The following is a 15,481-nucleotide window of genomic DNA, read 5'->3' as shown; positions in this document are numbered from 1 at the left end:
GGCGCCGGTTGCGCAAACATCGGCGTCTCTTCGTGCGGTGACCCAGGTTACGAACCCTGCCGAACAATCTTTGTTCTCAAGCTTGGCGCTACCTTCACGTACACCAGCTCGCTAACTAATTCCACCAGTGTCTGGGTCACGATCACGGCAGGCACCCAGGGCAAAGCGCCGGGGATGGCCAGCCCCAAGGGCAGCACAACCAGGGAGTTGCGCGTCGCCGAGCTGAAGGCGATGGCCCCGCCTTGATCGGCTGGCAAGCGACACAGTCGGGAAACACCCCACCCGAGCATCGGGGCTGCAATCGCAAACGCGACATAGATCGGGGCGACTGCGCGCACGGCGTCCATGGCCAAGCTCAGCTGTGGCGCGACAGCCGCCACGACCACGAACAGGACCGCGGCCGTTGCAGGGACCGGGAACAGTCCGAGCCATGCAACGGTACGCTCCCCTGCGGTCGATCGAGCCGCCCAGGGCTGGAGCACGGCCGCCAGCGACAGCGGCACAGCGATCAGCCAGATGAAAGCGTGCACAAAGGGCTCCCACTTGACCAATCCAGCGGCTGCGTCCCCCATGAATACGCCCAGGTAGACCGGCAACAGAATCATCTGTGCTGCCAGCAGCAGCGGTGTGGATGCCAACAGCGGCTTGGCATCTGCCTGCCCGAGATGGGCGAAGGTCACGACGTAGTCGATGCACGGTGTCAGCAACACCAGCAGCACGCCGATCCGCAGCAGCGGGTCCTGCGGCATCCAGGGCAACAACACGGCGACCAGCAACGGCACAGCCACGAAGTTGGCCAGCATCAGCGCCCCGAGGAAGCGCATGTTCGACAAGGCACGGCGCAATTCCGTCAGCGGCACCTGAAGGAACGTCACGAACAGCATGAACGCCAGTAAGGGATCGATGGCCGGTGACATGGTTGTCGACTCGGGCCATAACCATGCCAGCGCCCCAGCAAGGACCACGGCGGCAAAGTAGATCGCTACTTGGTGGGTTTCGAGAACAGAGCGTAGGGAGAGAAGTGACATGCGTTGCAAACGGGCTCGATGGAACTCTGGGCATCTTTGGGAGCGCAGCCACAGCCACCGGGCGCGGGTGTGCAAGCCGGCTGCGCGAGCAGTTGAGATTTTGACAGCGACAAGAGCAGTGGCCCCACGCGCATGGTCCGGTCGACTGTCGGCTGTGTGGCCGCCAGTTGAGATCTCAGCTACCGCTTTGGGCCCGAGTCGTCGTTCTCTGAAGTTCTTGCGAACGACCGAGATCAGTCTTAAGCGGCCACTTAACGCGCGAAGGTAGAGAATTATTTCGGTCAACTGCGGTCACTTGCCACTGTCAGCTTTGGAGCAGGCTCCATGGTCGAAGACCCGTATGCGTCCGGCCAGGTTATCTTGATTACGGCTGCTGCTATTCGCATAGACCGGATCCGACTTAAACACAATGGCCGGACGCAGACACCGAACCGGAGTTGAAGTTGGTGCACATGTGCACTAAACCTAATTCGGATTTGAGTTAATGCTTGGCGCGCTTTGTGCATTTTCCATTTGGTGTTCATGTGCACTAAAATCCCAGACCTTCCCTACTCCCGCCACCACGCTTCTTTGATGGGGTTTCCTTCCTTGAAAACGATCATTTTGCATCCGATGCAGAATGAATTGCATCAGACACAGAATGAGTTGCATCGGATGCAGAATCTATTGCTTTGGTAGCAGAAAGATCTGCTGTGGAAGCAGAATTCCACTTCAGAATTCGACGTTGGGCGGTGCGAACCACCGGTCCCAAGCGGCCTGTCCAGCATCGTCGAGAAGCTCTCGCGCGCCAGGGTCCCGGCGGGGATCACAGTCCAGCGACATGAGCGAACGGTCTGCAATCACACAGTCGGCTTCATCGCGAATTCGAACCACCCAGCGGTGTCCAACGCGCTCGCTGATGTCGAAGGGCCACAACACGCGGACCACCTTCCCGGCCTCCGCTTCGGGCCCAAAAACCAGCGCAAGGTTGCTGGCTTGTACATTCATTTGGATGCTTTCAGAGTTACCATTAAATCGCCCATCTGGTAACTTTCCGAGGTCTCAATAAACACCCCCCTAGAGTTCCCATTAACATAGGCATAGGGGGACCAAAAGCCGTTTGAACGATGCGACGAAAACCGTTTATTCGACTCGCACCGCGTGTCAATTTCAGCCAAGCGATGGCCGCCGACAGACGGGCATACAGGCTGCATCCGACGCACACTCCGAACAGCGCCGGGGAAGCTCTGAAAGAGCTTGCCCGGGGCATCGAAGCCTTGGATGGGCACTTGGCCAGACGACGTGCCGAGGACCCCATGAGGAGCATCACAAGGAGGCTGTGGTGCTGGTTGGCGGGCGTCTGAAAGCCCGGTAACGAACGACACCAGCCCCGACCGCTGAAGCCATTGGAATGCGTTGCCAAACGAACGCCTCGATGACGCCATTCCAGCTACCGAAGATTTTCGCGATCGATAATCCCCATCGACATCGGCATTTTCCGAAATCAGAAATGCATTTACGTGCGCGAGCCCCGGCGGATTATTTCCGTGATCGGAAGATTTACTCTGGCGATTATTTGTCGTCATCAGAAATCATTTAGCGGTTGCGCTTCGAATTGGCTGAGGCGTTGGGCCCCGGCCCGCGGATCAGCTCCAGCGACGCGAGGTCGACGAATGTAAAATGTCCTTTGGCACTCATCCAGCCGCCCGTGTCGATGTAAAAAACGTTGCCGCGCTGTTGCGCCACAGCCAGACTCAGGTGCCCGTGGACCAGCGCCCTGACGTTCCGGACCAGCGCTGGGGATCGACGGCCGAACCACTTGGTCGACCACAGGCAGCGTTCGATCTCGTCACCAGTCAGCGGCATGTCATCGCTCGCCAGTCGTCTCCCGCAAAAGTCCCCATGCACAAGTCCGACCGGCCCTCCGGACGTCTCAACGTCGATCGCTAGCGGCAGCGATCACGGGCTCGAAATCGCTATGAGGGTCACCGAAAAAGAGAATCTTTGGTCGGTCGTCCAGCGCGTTAGGTGCGGGCAAACCGCCCCAAGTGGCAGACATTTTCTTCTTGATGTTGGGCATCAGATGACCCGGTACCTGCGCCCGACAGTCTCAGAGCTTTAGTTCGCCGTCGGACCGGCTTTTGCTCAGCAGCAGTTCTGACGCGCGCCGATTCAGTTCCGGCACGAGCCGTTGACCCTGAATTTGCTTGATCACTCCCTGCACCACCATCACCGGAAGCGAAAAGACAAAACCGAGGATCACACCGCCGACAAAAATCGAGAAATCTCCGCCAAAGAGAAGACCGACCAGTCCGGCTACGGCTCCGACGATCAGTCCCCATTTCACGCGCTTGCGGTAGAACCTAGGAGCCAGGTAGAGCCCGAATGGAGCCAATCGATCGCAGTGGATCGAATCGTCGAAGTTGTACTTGCCGGTGGTGATGTTTCGAGCGCCGAAGAACTGGCCCTGTTCAACGCCCTCCGCTGCGCCGTACACCAAAGCCAGGGAGTGGCCCGGTCTTGAGTCAACAGGAAAATCGCTGAGGTCATACGCCGACTCCTGACCATCGCCCTCTCGGATCCAGACTTTGTGGATCGATACGATTTCGGAACTGATCCGACCCGGTCGCCGGATCGCAGTACCGCCGACGAGTTGGCTTTGATCTCGCCCTTGCTTGATCACGGCAACGGATGAGCTGGATGCTTCGAGGACGACACCCTGTATGACTTCGAGCCAGATGCGCCTTGCGCCCGGAAGAACGACTGTGGTTGGCATGTCTGCAACTTCTGTGCATTACCGGCTCAAGGCCCAGCCGTCAGCGCTTTTGACAAAGCGAAATTGAGCGGGCCCCTTCGTCCGATTGCCAAGTTGTGTCATGTCGAGCTCCACATCGCATTTCCATGACACGTCCGTGTCAGGTTTGCAGCCAAGCTTCTTGACGTCGTGGATCTCGCCAAGGCTGCTCTTTGAGCCGCTGATTTTCTGCATCTGCGCCTGGCTTTGCGACATGTAGGTGCGCACAGTCTTGTCGATGTCGCCGGCGGATGGCTCGCCGCTACAGCCGGCCAAGGTGACTCCCAGCAAAGCCAGCGAGACGACGGCAAATCCGCGATGCATTTTGGGGAGTGAGGTGTGGTGTTTCATGGGGTTGTGCCGTTGTTCGCTGATAAAGACAGGGTGGTGGTTCGGCGTGGTGTGCCGAGGAAGAGGGCATGCGCATGCCAAGCCTCCAAGACGATGCCCCTCACTCAGAGATCACGCAGGTGCGCTTGCCTCGAAGCGCCTGCAGTTGTTGGTCGCTCGGTGGTGCGGAAAGCGGACCAATCACAGGCATGTTGGCCGCGCCTTTCGCTTGGAAGACGAGGTAGATCGGTTGACCCGGGCGCAGTCCTTTTGGGTTGGCCTGGGAATCGCTCATGTAGACCGATTCGATAGAGCCGACGTCTTGCTTGGGGCATCCCTTCAAATCAAGGCCTTTTTTGACCGCCTGTTCGAATGTCATCATTTGTGGTGCCGCTTGGCTCAGAAGGCAGCATCCCATGCCGATCAACGCCACTACGAGGCCGCGGTGAAAAGGTTGCGCACTCATGGTGCAGCCTTTGCCGAATTAGCCGATTGGATTGGTCGATGCGCACATGCCGATCGCATCCATTCAGCGGCCGAGGGCAACGGTCCACCAAGCGCGGTAAGGGCTTTGTTCAAAGACTCCGCGTAGGTTCGATCCGCGCCATCGCCCGCTCGATCCGCTCCTCCTATCAGAACAGAGCAGTGCGTCGGGTTTTCGAGGAAGGCCATCACCTCCGGGGACGTTTGACCGGAGGTCCCGGCATGAACACCTTGCGCGCCGACGATGAGTGCGACGCAAGCACTTGATAGCAGAAATTTCACTGTTTTCTCCTGGTTGTTGTGAGACCGGCAGGTCACGAGCGACGGTGATCGTGACAAAAAATCGGCGGGTCTTTATCGTTATGTCGATAAAATTATCTCACTATGGGGAAGGGGAAAAATCAAATGATTGAGAAAATTCGCGGATGCCGTCCGCCAACGACCCTGCCGCATTCGGCGCACGCTTTCGTCAAGCGATGCGGCGTGCGGGCCATGGCGACCTTGGCGCAACCGAACTTGCCGACACGCTGGCCATGGAGTTCCCGCAAGGGCTGTCGATCCAGAGCGTTCACAAATGGGTGGCGGGCACAGCCATTCCCCGCCCTGAGCGGCTTGCGGTCTTGGCGAAATGGTTGAACGTGTCCGAACACTGGCTGCGTTTTGGTCCTGACCCAGACGCCTCGAGAAAGTCGATCGGGGGCATTGACAGGTCTCTGAACGCGAAAGAATTGGCACGTCGAATACAGGCTTTGTCTGGAGCACAGCGCGAGATCGTGGAAGCGTTGTTGGTGGAATTTGAGAAGGTTCCGCCAGAGTGACGCGGCGCGGGTAGAGGCGGGCGGGACCGCTTCTTTCAAGGTCGTTCGACATCTCATGAATACCGTGGCGGCGACACGCGCATCACGTGGCATTGGTTCAAGATTCTCGGAGGAACGTGGTCCATGTCTGTGCACGCCAGGATCCACCTGACGAACGATGCGTCGAAGTGAACGTCAGGGACCTCCGGGTCTTGTGCCATCTGGGCGTCCTCGACGTTCAATAACCTGGCGAGGTACTCCGCCGATTGCAGTTCTGACGGTGTGTACAGCAGCCCCAGTTGCGCCAAGCCAACGGGATTAGCCACTGCTGCGCGCGAGTCCGTACCGAACGCCAGCGCCGTGAACACCGCTGAAGGTCGGTTGCTTGCCGACCCGGCCACCTTAGCGACGTCAAATTGGAAGAAGGGCACATCCAGTGCTCCAGCCCACTCAATTGCTGAGCGAGAGCCGTCCTGTGGTCTGCCGCTGCGCGCAGGCACCGAAATCGGTAAGGCATGCGACGGCTTCTTCAGTCAATTTAAGGCCGAATGGTTCTATTCTGGTAACTGGCAATCGACGAAGGTCGAGCAATTCGTCCAAGCCTTGCACTCCTTCATTCGCTGGTACAACAAGAAGGGGCTCAAGGTGTCCCTGGGCACGCGCAGTCCTATCGACTACCGAAGAAGCTTGGGCTTCTTGGTTTAACCAGTCCAAGAAATCTGCCGCACCCTCGGTGGCTCAGTTCTATTTCGGCGCGGACAGACAGCCAAATGCCTTGCAGAAATCTGGTCGGCACCGTTGGATGACACGGTGAAATTGCTTGAGGAAAACTTGCTGCGACTTTTTGCGGTTGATGAAAGTCTGCTGACTAGAAATTCGCCACGACAATGCCAAGTAGCACGCTGCTTTCTCAAATTCACGAAGCCAGCTTCGATTTGAATGGAAATCGCACGTACCAATTTCGAATCTCGTGCACATTCCAAAAGGCGTCGTGAAAATCGGCCCGCAATTGCTTCCACTCATTGGCGGTAATCTCGGCTACACGATGTCGATCGGCCGTGGAGCCTCCGCATTCGATGGAAACGATTACGACAAAAAATACGTTGGCGTCGCCTTGATGACGATGGAAACAGATTATTGAATGATTTTCGGCGCCGGAATTTACCGGCGTCGTATGCTTTCGGTATCGTAAATAAGGAACCTCTTGGCTCCTTATTCTTTTGGCTTCGATCTATTCACGTACGTAGATAAAACTTCATCTGCGGATTTCTGCATCGCGATCATGTCTGCCGCCGGAAGAACAGGGCGCTTTATTCCAAGCTCGTTCATTTTCAGCAGGAGATCGCCGTACCAATCCAGGCCAAGCCGATTCATCGCGGCAGAGCGGGATAATGTACCCCGGACATAATCGCTCAAAATCGCTCGCTCATTTTCATCATCACGGTTCAGCGTGCTCATAGATCAACGTCAGGTGGTGTGTGCCAAGCATCCCATGCCTGCTTGCCGACGTCGTCGAGCAACTCGCGGGCGTCTGGATCTTCGCTGCTGCGAAGGTCCAAGGGGAAGAGAGAGAGCTCGGGGAGGTCTTCGTCGACGCCGCCAGATCGGCACCGCCAAAGCATGCCGAGAGCGGGATCAACGCGTGTTTCATGCAACGCCAAAACGACGCGGCCGCACCACCGACCTGGCATGATCACGAGCGCTCGGGAGCTTTCAGAAACCCTCATCTAGAACTTTCCTTGGTAGGTTCGAAGTTACCAGCAACTGAGGAAACGACGAAATAAACATCCGGAAAACGGCCTCAGAAAAATTACCATTAACAACAGCATAAGGACGGAAAACAGCGTGCAAAACAGCAAGTCCGGAGTTACCACCTCGCTTTTGTTTATTGCGATCGGCCAGTTTTTTAAGGGCCTCTTCTGGCGGGTCCGACTGCGGCCTGATCACCGCCGCTACTTGCTCTCAAAAGTGCACCAAGAAACAAAAAGCGCCTCAGATTTGAGGCGCTTGAGTGAGGTCATGGGGGCTACGACTGGCCGGCAATCAGGGCCGATGAACTGACGCCCTTGGTCGCACGTGAGGCCGTTGGGGATGGTAAAGGTCGGCGACTGCATCACCACTGGCATGCGGTCCAAATCGATGATCGCTGGGGCAGGCGTCGGAGCCAAGAGGTTCCTCAACCTGGTTGGCGGAGGCGGAAGTCAGGTGGGCCGATTCTTCAGCTTGCTCTCGATTTTCATCGAGCATTAACCTGCGCAAATGCCACCGATCCTGGTTTTCTCAGCGAAACTCAAAGAGGTCATTTTCACTTCTCCAACAGTTTACGAAGCGCCAGCCTCGCTTTAACAGCACGTTCCATTTTCGGCGAATACTCGACTTCGTCATCCAACGCAGCGGTAGCCGGGTCCAAGCCACGCGATTCGCAGTAATCACGAAACCGCCCAGGGAAATCGTTTTCGGCTCTCCCCGGCATCGGAAGAAACAAATCCGAATCCGGAATGAATTCGACTTCGATCATGGCAACCACCATTTCGGCCGGTGCAGGATTTGAATCATCGCGTCTGCGGGATCGGCCATCACCGTATTCGGTGGGCCGAATTCTTTCTCGAGCTCGGCATTAACTTCCGCTGTCGCAGCTTCACGGCGACGGCGATCGCATTCGGAAAATGCGTCGACGATTCCGGATTCGTACATGCGAATGAGCAGAGTTTGTTCGACGTTCATTTGCATGTCTTTGGCCTGTTTGGTGAAGTGCCTCTATTGTATCTTTACCCTAATTCAAAGTAAAGAATTTGCTATTTGACTACGGCCTTTTTTAAGGGATCACCGGGGACGTCTGGAGAATGCTTTTCGCATGCGCAAACAACCCAACCGCCATAGGTTTTGATTACGGCGGGATCTCCGCAGACGATGCATTTTGTCGCCGATGCCTGCTCGGCGTCGTTGCAGATCTTCGTGATCGCTTGTTCGATTTCGTGGCCGTCTAGGCCGTAGGTGATCTCGTGAACGCCTTTCCCATCGCTGATGCTGAGTCGCATCGGACGGACTTCGTTGGTGTCGAAGTAATACCGTGCGAAGCCGTACTTCTCTTTTATTTGCTTCCAATGGAAGCCCCGCTTGTTGTCGCCGAGCAGAGCGTCGATCGCTTCGCATACCGCAACGAAGTCGTTGAGCCATCCGCGGTAAATGTCGAGGCCGATGTGGGGGCCATAGAACATGTAGTCGAAGCGCTGCTTCAGGTCATTGAGTTGTTCAAGTTCTTTGTCCATTTCAGAATCCCATCTTTCTTGCTGTTTGTGTTGTCAGGCGGAAGTCCTGGTCTCGGGTCTGGATGTCGCCGCGGGTGAGGGCTTTGCCGATCGCGATCTGTGCATGACGGCGGAACTCGCGTGGCGAGGTCTGCGCCGCCGTTGCGAGCACGGCGTCGGGCATGTGGTCGGCGAACTCGCGAAGCTGCATCGAGCGAACCACGCTTTCGTAGATGCGCGATGCCATCTCTGCGCGTTCGCCGCTTGTCGGCTCCTCGATCTCGATCACGTGCATGCGGCTCAGGATCGGTGCCGGGATGCCCCTGATGCTGTTGGCCGTGCCGATCCAGCGAATGTGGCTGGCATCGAAGAAGACGCCCGGTAGGCTTTCGTCTTCGAACTGTTTTGCGCTTTCTTCTTCGAGCAACGCGTGCAGGGGGCCGAACGTGTCGAACCGCGGATCACCTCCGCCTTTGTCGAGTTCGTCGAGCATCACGATGCTGTTCGCCGTCGGTGGCGAGCCAGGACGGCCGAACGCAAGAGCTTTGAACACGCAGCCAGGCGAGCTGTTGGACCAGTGCACGCTGAGGCCCGACAAGCTCGCGCCGGTGCTCGTCGACGACATGTCTTGCTTGACCATTGGCACTCCCAGTACGCGGGCGAGGGCGCTGACGAAGAACGTCTTCCCGATGCCGGGTGCGCCGACGAGAAGCACCGGCGCCGGACGGACCGTCCCGCCAGCGGCCAGCACCGCCAACGATGGCGACACGGCCTCGTAGATCACTTTCGCGAACGCGGGAAACGCATTCGCGAGCTCTTCGAGCTCGGCTTCCCATGTCGGGCTTGGGAGCACCAGAGGCCGCGTCTCTTCTGCGATCAGTAGGAGCTCGAGCGTTGACCCGAATCGGTTCCAGATCACGTTCTTTGCCGAGCAGGAACATCGACACGACCACACCCCCATGGGAGACTGGCTTTTGCAATTTGCCAAGGACAACGGTGCGTTGGGCGGAAGCTTGATGGGCGCGGCTACGGGTTTCGGATCCGCCGGAAAAATGCATTCCACTCACTTTTTCGAACTGGCCCAGCAGCCTGTGGCGGTGACGGTATCGGCCACGGAAGAGGTCGCCGAACGACTGCTTGCAGCGATTGCGCTTGAGCCGGTCACGGTGTTCTACATCCAGGTGCCAATGGTCTACGGGCGGATCGGCAAAGCAACGCCGCCCGCGTCGGCCGGTGATGCCGCTGATGCCGGCGATTGACCGCAGCATTGACCTTCGCCGAGGACCGTTTACGAATGACTGTCGACAACTGCTTGCTGGCGATCTCCGGTCTTGCGTCGCCGTTCGGCGGTCCGTTCGATCTGGCCTTGAACGCCGGCGAATGTGTCTGCGTGCTCGGCAGATCAGGATCGGGCAAGAGCGTCCTGCTGCGCCTGATCGCCGACATGGACCCCGGCACCGGCGGCGTGAACCTGGCCGGGAAACGCCGGGAGACATTTGCAGCGCCGGCGTGGCGAGGTCGTGTGATCTACCAGTCAGCCGAACCCGCTTGGTGGGCGTCAACGCCGGCAGCCCACTTCCCGTCTGCCGCGTCGAGCCGGGTCGCCGAACTGATGGCGGCGCTCGGGCTGGGCCCGGACCTGCTGGACGCCGACATCGCACGCCTTTCGACCGGCGAGCGTCAACGCCTGGCGCTCGTCCGCTCGATGGTGCGGGAGCCCGACGTGCTGCTGCTCGACGAGCCTTCGGCCTCGCTCGACGGCGCCTCCACGCTGGCGATTGAATCCCTGCTTCTGCAACAGCTCCGCTCCGGCCTCGGCATCGTGATGGTGACGCACTCGCGTGAGCAGGCTGTGCGGATGAGCCATCGCCACTTCGAGATGCGCGACGGCAAGCTGCACGCGCCATGAGCACCATCCATCTTCACGCCACGGACGTGGCGCTCGCCACGTTGCTGGTGCTGATCAACGCCCTGGCGTCCGTGCTCCTGCACCTGCAGTTGCATCGGCAGGTGCTCTGGGCCGCTACCCGCATGGTCGTCCAGCTCCTGCTGGTCGGCTTGGTGCTGCGCTTCGTGTTCCAGGCGGCGTCGCCGGCGGCCACTCTCGGGATCGTCGCGCTCATGCTGCTGGCGGCCGCGCGCGAAGTCGCAGTGCGTCCAACTCGGCGTCTCAAGGGTGCCGGGAGTTACCGCATCGCGGCGGTGGTCGTCGGCTTCTCGAGCATCGCCACCGTGTTGCTCGCATTGATGACGGCGATCCGCCCGCAGCCCTGGTACGACCCGCGCTACGCCATCCCGCTGATGGGCATCGTGCTCGGCAGTGTGCTCAATTGGGCCAGCCTGGGTCTCGACAGCTTCTTCGAAGGCATCAGCACCGGGCGCCCGGCGATCGAGGCGCAGCTGGCGCTCGGCGCCAGCATCCACCAAGCGCTGGCCGCACCGATCCGCCATGCGATCCGCCGCGGGATGATTCCGATCATCAACCAGATGTCGGCCGCGGGTGTCATCACGCTGCCCGGCATCATGACGGGGCAGTTGCTGGCCGGCATGGATCCACTCGAGGCCGTGAAATACCAGATCCTGCTGCTTTTCCTGCTCACAGGCGCCGGCGGTCTCGCGTCGGCGGGCGCGGTCTATCTGGCGGCGAGGGCTGTCACCGACGACCGACAGCGCCTGCGCGCAGATCGACTGAAGTAACACTCAGATCATGTTTCGAAAATCCCGAATCTAAAGAAGATCATGAACAGGCACCTTGCTTGTGCGCTCGCCTGGGCATCGCCGCCGCATCTGCGACGTTCAATGGCTCGGCTGAGAACACCCACGCCACCGGATCCGCATGCCGACAGGCAGGGCAATTGAACGTGTCGGCGCCACGATCGCAGGTGCAACTGCTGCTCATCCGACACGGTGAGTCCGAATGGAACCTGGCACAGCGTTTCACCGGCTGGGCCGACGTGGGTCTCACGCCGCGGGGTGTGCGTCAGATGCAGGAGGCCGGCCGTGCGATTCGGCGGTCAGGTCTGGTCGTCGACCGCGTCTTCTCCTCCATGCTGGTCCGTTGCATACGGTCTGTCGACTGCTTGCTGCTCGCAGCGGGAAGTCCATCGGCGCCACGCACAGCCGACTGGCGGTTGAACGAGCGGCACTATGGTGCATTGACGGGGTCATCCAAGGCCGAAGCCATCGCGCGGTACGGTGCCGATCAGGTGCAAGCTTGGCGCAGGTCGTACCGCGCGGTACCGCCGCCGTGGACTCAGGACGATGTCGATCGGGTGGCGACGGATCCATCGATGGAACCACCCTGCGCAGGGCTGGAACCCCTGCCCTTGGCGGAATCACTCGCGCAAACCGTTCTGCGGGTGACCGCGCTCTGGCAGGAACTGATCGAACCATCATTGGCGTCGGCCCAAACGGTAGCTGTCGTCGGTCATGGCAACAGCCTGCGGGCGCTGGTGATGCAGCTTGAAGAACTCAGTGAACAAGCGGTCTCGTGCCTGGAGATCGCCAACGGCGAAATGCGTGCCTATGAGTCAGGCGCTGGTCGCACACTGCATCTGCAATGCATCTGGCAGCCATCTGCGCTGGCGCCCATCTCAAAAATTCTTTGAGACAGCGGAATAAACGCAGGCGGCCAAGCGTCTGTCTGGATGTCAACTCTGACCAATTCCATCTTCCACAGGACTTCCCATGAAATCTTCCCTTCTGCCCACCCTGATTCTTGCGCTCGCCGCGCTCGCCTCTGGCGCCGCTATGGCCGCCGCTCCGGTCAAGACAGCCGGCGGCATGCTGGTCAACACCAGCGGCATGACGCTCTACACCTTCGACAACGACACGGCGGGCAGCGGCAAGAGTGCCTGCAACGGCCCGTGCGCCGGACTGTGGCCGCCGGTGATGGCAGAAGCGGACGCGAAGCCTGAAGGCGACATGACCATCGTCGCGCGCGACGACGGCACCAAGCAATGGGCCTACAAGGGCAAGCCGGTGTACCTGTACAAGTCCGACATGAAGGCCGGCGACATGACCGGCGACAACTTCAAGAACGTCTGGCACGTCATCAAGCCCTGATCGACCAGAACCGCAGAGAGCACGACGCTTCATCCCATGCGCGCACAGGACGAAGCCGCGATCGTCGCCTGCATTCCCAGCCTGCGCCGTTACGCGCGCGGGCTGGTGGCAGATACCACTCGGGCCGACGACCTGGTGCAGGACACGCTGGAGCGAGCGTGGAGCCGGTTCTCGCTTTGGCAGAAACGCGGCGACATCCGCGCCTGGATGTTCGGCATCATGCACAACCACTTCATCGACGGTGTACGCGCCAGGAGCAGCCGACCCGAGGACAGCGCGGGCGACGACCTGCCCGAAATCCCGCAGCGTGCCAGCCAGTCCGACGGCATTGAGGTCCGCGATCTGGACCGTATCCTGCAGCGGTTGCCTGTGGAGCAACGCGAGGTGATGCTGCTCATCGCAGTCGAAGAACTAAGCTACGCAGAAGCCGCCGCAGTGCTCGGCGTGCCCATCGGCACGGTGATGTCCCGCCTGGCGCGCGGCCGTGACAAGCTGCGACAGGAACTGCAAGGCCGCGCGCCATCAGCCCAAGTTGCCGCGCCCCTGCGCAGGATCAAGTGACATGGACTCTCCCCCACTCAAACCCATTTCCACCGACGGCATCAAGCCGGTGACCGAAGCCGATCTGCATGCTTTTGCGGATCAGCTTCTGGACCCTGCGCGGCATGTAGAGATCGATGCCTTCCTGGATGCCCACCCGGCCGAACGCCAGCGCGTGGACGACTGGCGCGCCCAGAACCTGGCGCTCAAGCAGTTGCTCGACCCGGTCCTGTCCGAGCCCTTGCCATTGCGCCTGCCGCTGAAGCCGGCGCCGGGGGCGGGCTGGCAGGGATGGCCGTGGCGCTCCCTGGCAGCCGGCGTGGCGATCGCGGTCGTCAGCACCGGGTCGGCCTGGTGGGGCCGTGGCGCCTACGACGGGCAACTGCAGCGCAGTGCCACGCTGGCCGCGGCGCGGGCGGGCACGCTCAATGGTTTTGCCCACCGCGCGGCCGTGGCCCACGTGGTCTACAGCCCGGACGTGCGTCGTCCGGTGGAGGTCGGCGCCGACCAGGAGCAGGCGCTCGTCACCTGGCTGACCAAGCGCATGGGCACCGAAGTGAAGCCGCCCGACCTGCGCGCCCTGGGCTACGAGCTCATCGGCGGGCGGCTGCTGCCGGGCGACAAGGGGCCGGTGGCGCAGTTCATGTTCGGCGGCGCAAAGGGCGAGCGTCTGACGCTGTACGTCACTCGCGAGGACGCCGGACGCGAGACGGCCTTCAAGTTCGGCCAGGATGGCCCGGTGAATGTCTTCTACTGGGTCGACAAGGACTTCGGCTACGCCATTTCGTCAGGCGACAGCAAGTCCGAAATGCTGCGGGTCGCCGAGGCGGTTTACAGCCAGCTTGAAGCACGCAAATAATTTGGTCCTTCGACTGGCAAGATGTTTTGCCATGCGCAAATTTTCAGGAATTGGAACCATGCAGGACAAGTCGCATTGGGAGCGTGTCTACAGACGAAGTCGTCCAGTACGCTGAGCTGGTTTCAACCGCATGCGGACCGGTCCCTCGGACTCATCAAGCGAATTGCTGCTGGCGGTCAGACGCGGGTCATCGACGTCGGAGGCGGTACTTCGACACTGGTGGACGATCTGCTCGGACTGCATGGCTTCGACGTCACTGTGCTCGACATTTCGGAGAATGCGCTCGACGTGGCCCGTCAACGGCTCGCTTTCGACGCCCGGCGGGTGCGATTGCTGGCGGGAGACATCACCCGGCTTGCCTTACCCGCACATGCCTACGACATCTGGCACGACAGGGCCGTCTTTCATTTCATGACCACACCCGAGCAACGCCAGGCCTACATCGCGCAAGTGCGCCAGGCTGTGCGCCCCGGCGGTCACGTCATCGTCGCGGTGTTCGGGCCGGACGGGCCGATGCAGTGCAGCGGGCTCCCGGTGATGCGGTATGCGCCAGATGCGTTGCACGCCCAGTTCGGCGATGCCTTCGAACTGGTCGAACATGCGCCGAAAGCCCATCGGACACTCGCAGGCGTGGAGCAGCAGTTCGTCTATTGCCACTGCGTGATGCACTGAAGCTTGGCTCGTACTTCACAGCCCATCGGGAAACGTGTACGTCACGGGAGACGCCGAGGGTTGCCCGATCACCAGCGCTATCTGGTCGTGCGGCTTGAGCGGAAGGTCGCGCACCGGCGTGAATTGCACCTTGCCGTTGACATACACCCGCAGCGCGCCCCTGAGCCCTGCCACGTTGTCGGCCGCCAACGGCTGTCCCCACACGTCGAAGAAGTTGCCCAGCGTGTACACCCGGTCGTTCGGCGATTCGACATGCAGGATGCCGCTGGCATCATGCGTGTGCAGCCAGTAGAAACCCTTACCGCCACTGACAAAACCGCGATCGATGCGCAGCGGCGCAATGATGCCGATGCCGCGTGGCACTGCGATCTGTTCGCCCTTGTAGTAAATGGCCAGGTGGGCATGGAAATGGGTCTTGAGCATCTCCTGGCTCGAACCTTCGATGCCATCCACCGGCTGGCCCTGGCCGCCATGGGCGGTATTACCGTCAGGAAACACGGACTTGCCGAGTTGCCCACCCTGTATGAGCAGTTCGGCACCGCCGGCGGCTGCGGCCGGCCTGTCGTCGCCATGTGCAAAAACGGGCGGGGCACCGGCTGCGATGGCGATGGCGAATGCCGCTGCAACGAATGGCTGGAAGTTCATCGAGAGTCTCATCGGAAAAATTGAATAAGAGCAGCGCTCGG

General features: G+C 60.1%; 22 protein-coding genes and 1 pseudogene. 11 read left to right on the top strand and 12 right to left on the bottom strand.

Features of this window, described 5'->3' with window-relative positions; genetic code table 11:
* Window positions 1-47: 47 nt before the first annotated feature.
* The 6 genes from QZ500_RS04185 to QZ500_RS04160 form a co-directional block, all read right to left on the bottom strand.
* Window positions 48-1,028, bottom strand: a complete 981-nt coding sequence (locus QZ500_RS04185; RefSeq protein WP_295851215.1) for an arsenic resistance protein — start codon at window positions 1,026-1,028, stop codon at window positions 48-50.
* 711 nt (window positions 1,029-1,739) lie between these two features.
* A complete protein-coding gene (locus QZ500_RS04180; protein WP_295851213.1) occupies window positions 1,740-2,015 on the bottom strand; it encodes a hypothetical protein in 276 nt (91 codons plus the stop codon).
* A gap of 588 nt (window positions 2,016-2,603) precedes the next feature.
* Window positions 2,604-2,873, bottom strand: a complete 270-nt coding sequence (locus tag QZ500_RS04175; RefSeq protein ID WP_295851210.1) for a hypothetical protein — start codon at window positions 2,871-2,873, stop codon at window positions 2,604-2,606.
* 244 nt (window positions 2,874-3,117) lie between these two features.
* Window positions 3,118-3,783, bottom strand: coding sequence for a hypothetical protein (locus QZ500_RS04170; protein ID WP_295851207.1), 666 nt, complete (start codon window positions 3,781-3,783; stop codon window positions 3,118-3,120).
* An 18-nt stretch (window positions 3,784-3,801) separates the two neighbouring features.
* Entirely contained in the window at window positions 3,802-4,152 is a 351-nt protein-coding gene (locus tag QZ500_RS04165) for a hypothetical protein (RefSeq protein ID WP_295851203.1), read from the bottom strand.
* 100 nt (window positions 4,153-4,252) lie between these two features.
* Window positions 4,253-4,597 carry a hypothetical protein gene (locus QZ500_RS04160; protein ID WP_295851199.1) on the bottom strand — a complete coding sequence of 115 codons (345 nt, stop codon included), beginning with the start codon at window positions 4,595-4,597 and terminating at the stop codon, window positions 4,253-4,255.
* Window positions 4,598-5,039: 442 nt separating this feature from the next.
* On the opposite strand from QZ500_RS04160, the gene QZ500_RS04155 reads away from it, so the two are divergent.
* The 3 genes and pseudogenes from QZ500_RS04155 to QZ500_RS04145 all read left to right on the top strand — a co-directional run bounded on the left by QZ500_RS04155 (window position 5,040) and on the right by QZ500_RS04145 (window position 6,552).
* On the top strand, window positions 5,040-5,432 hold the full coding sequence (locus QZ500_RS04155) for a hypothetical protein (protein ID WP_295851196.1): 393 nt from the start codon (window positions 5,040-5,042) through the stop codon (window positions 5,430-5,432).
* A 492-nt stretch (window positions 5,433-5,924) separates the two neighbouring features.
* Window positions 5,925-6,116 (top strand): annotated as a pseudogene (locus QZ500_RS04150) (IS3 family transposase); the annotation flags it as partial.
* A gap of 286 nt (window positions 6,117-6,402) precedes the next feature.
* On the top strand, window positions 6,403-6,552 hold the full coding sequence (locus QZ500_RS04145; RefSeq protein WP_295851194.1) for a hypothetical protein: 150 nt from the start codon (window positions 6,403-6,405) through the stop codon (window positions 6,550-6,552).
* Window positions 6,553-6,623: 71 nt separating this feature from the next.
* On the opposite strand, the gene QZ500_RS04140 is transcribed toward QZ500_RS04145, so the two are convergent.
* From QZ500_RS04140 to QZ500_RS04120, 5 genes are all read right to left on the bottom strand, one after another.
* Window positions 6,624-6,869, bottom strand: coding sequence for a hypothetical protein (locus tag QZ500_RS04140; RefSeq protein WP_295851192.1), 246 nt, complete (start codon window positions 6,867-6,869; stop codon window positions 6,624-6,626).
* Window positions 6,870-7,716: 847 nt separating this feature from the next.
* Window positions 7,717-7,929 (bottom strand): hypothetical protein, encoded by a 213-nt coding sequence (locus QZ500_RS04135; protein WP_295851189.1) that lies wholly within the window; start codon window positions 7,927-7,929, stop codon window positions 7,717-7,719.
* Window positions 7,926-8,135, bottom strand: coding sequence for a hypothetical protein (locus QZ500_RS04130; RefSeq protein ID WP_295851186.1), 210 nt, complete (start codon window positions 8,133-8,135; stop codon window positions 7,926-7,928). The genes QZ500_RS04135 and QZ500_RS04130 overlap by 4 nt, the downstream gene beginning before the upstream one ends.
* A 71-nt stretch (window positions 8,136-8,206) precedes the next feature.
* Window positions 8,207-8,680 carry a hypothetical protein gene (locus tag QZ500_RS04125; RefSeq protein WP_295851183.1) on the bottom strand — a complete coding sequence of 158 codons (474 nt, stop codon included), beginning with the start codon at window positions 8,678-8,680 and terminating at the stop codon, window positions 8,207-8,209.
* Window position 8,681: 1 nt separating this feature from the next.
* Window positions 8,682-9,578: an AAA family ATPase gene (locus tag QZ500_RS04120; protein ID WP_295851180.1), complete on the bottom strand. Its 897-nt coding sequence runs from the start codon at window positions 9,576-9,578 to the stop codon at window positions 8,682-8,684.
* A 40-nt stretch (window positions 9,579-9,618) separates the two neighbouring features.
* Between QZ500_RS04120 and QZ500_RS04115 the strand changes: the two genes are divergently transcribed.
* The 8 genes from QZ500_RS04115 (at window position 9,619) to QZ500_RS04080 (ending at window position 14,795) form a co-directional block, all read left to right on the top strand.
* Entirely contained in the window at window positions 9,619-9,918 is a 300-nt protein-coding gene (locus QZ500_RS04115; RefSeq protein ID WP_295851178.1) for a DUF190 domain-containing protein, read from the top strand.
* Between the two features lie 35 nt (window positions 9,919-9,953).
* Entirely contained in the window at window positions 9,954-10,568 is a 615-nt protein-coding gene (locus QZ500_RS04110; RefSeq protein WP_068629660.1) for an ATP-binding cassette domain-containing protein, read from the top strand.
* A complete protein-coding gene (fetB, locus tag QZ500_RS04105) occupies window positions 10,565-11,356 on the top strand; it encodes an iron export ABC transporter permease subunit FetB (RefSeq protein WP_295851174.1) in 792 nt (263 codons plus the stop codon). The genes QZ500_RS04110 and fetB overlap by 4 nt, the downstream gene beginning before the upstream one ends.
* A 185-nt stretch (window positions 11,357-11,541) precedes the next feature.
* The gene (locus QZ500_RS04100) at window positions 11,542-12,267 is read left to right on the top strand and encodes a 2,3-bisphosphoglycerate-dependent phosphoglycerate mutase (protein WP_168164807.1); all 726 of its coding nucleotides are present in this window, start codon (window positions 11,542-11,544) and stop codon (window positions 12,265-12,267) included.
* 79 nt (window positions 12,268-12,346) lie between these two features.
* Window positions 12,347-12,724, top strand: coding sequence for a hypothetical protein (locus tag QZ500_RS04095; RefSeq protein ID WP_068629666.1), 378 nt, complete (start codon window positions 12,347-12,349; stop codon window positions 12,722-12,724).
* Window positions 12,725-12,760: 36 nt separating this feature from the next.
* The gene (locus QZ500_RS04090) at window positions 12,761-13,285 is read left to right on the top strand and encodes a sigma-70 family RNA polymerase sigma factor (protein ID WP_068629668.1); all 525 of its coding nucleotides are present in this window, start codon (window positions 12,761-12,763) and stop codon (window positions 13,283-13,285) included.
* 1 nt (window position 13,286) lies between these two features.
* Window positions 13,287-14,123 (top strand): anti-sigma factor, encoded by an 837-nt coding sequence (locus QZ500_RS04085; RefSeq protein ID WP_068629670.1) that lies wholly within the window; start codon window positions 13,287-13,289, stop codon window positions 14,121-14,123.
* A 219-nt stretch (window positions 14,124-14,342) separates the two neighbouring features.
* Window positions 14,343-14,795 carry a class I SAM-dependent methyltransferase gene (locus QZ500_RS04080; protein ID WP_237288572.1) on the top strand — a complete coding sequence of 151 codons (453 nt, stop codon included), beginning with the start codon at window positions 14,343-14,345 and terminating at the stop codon, window positions 14,793-14,795.
* A 15-nt stretch (window positions 14,796-14,810) separates the two neighbouring features.
* Here the strand turns inward: QZ500_RS04080 and QZ500_RS04075 are convergent, their stop codons facing one another.
* Window positions 14,811-15,440, bottom strand: a complete 630-nt coding sequence (locus tag QZ500_RS04075; protein ID WP_068629672.1) for a hypothetical protein — start codon at window positions 15,438-15,440, stop codon at window positions 14,811-14,813.
* Window positions 15,441-15,481 lie beyond the last annotated feature (41 nt).

The sequence above is a fragment of the uncultured Xylophilus sp. genome, assembly GCA_913776965.1.
Lineage (GTDB): Bacteria > Pseudomonadota > Gammaproteobacteria > Burkholderiales > Burkholderiaceae_C > Xylophilus.
This window is presented reverse-complemented; position numbering and strand designations above follow the sequence as displayed.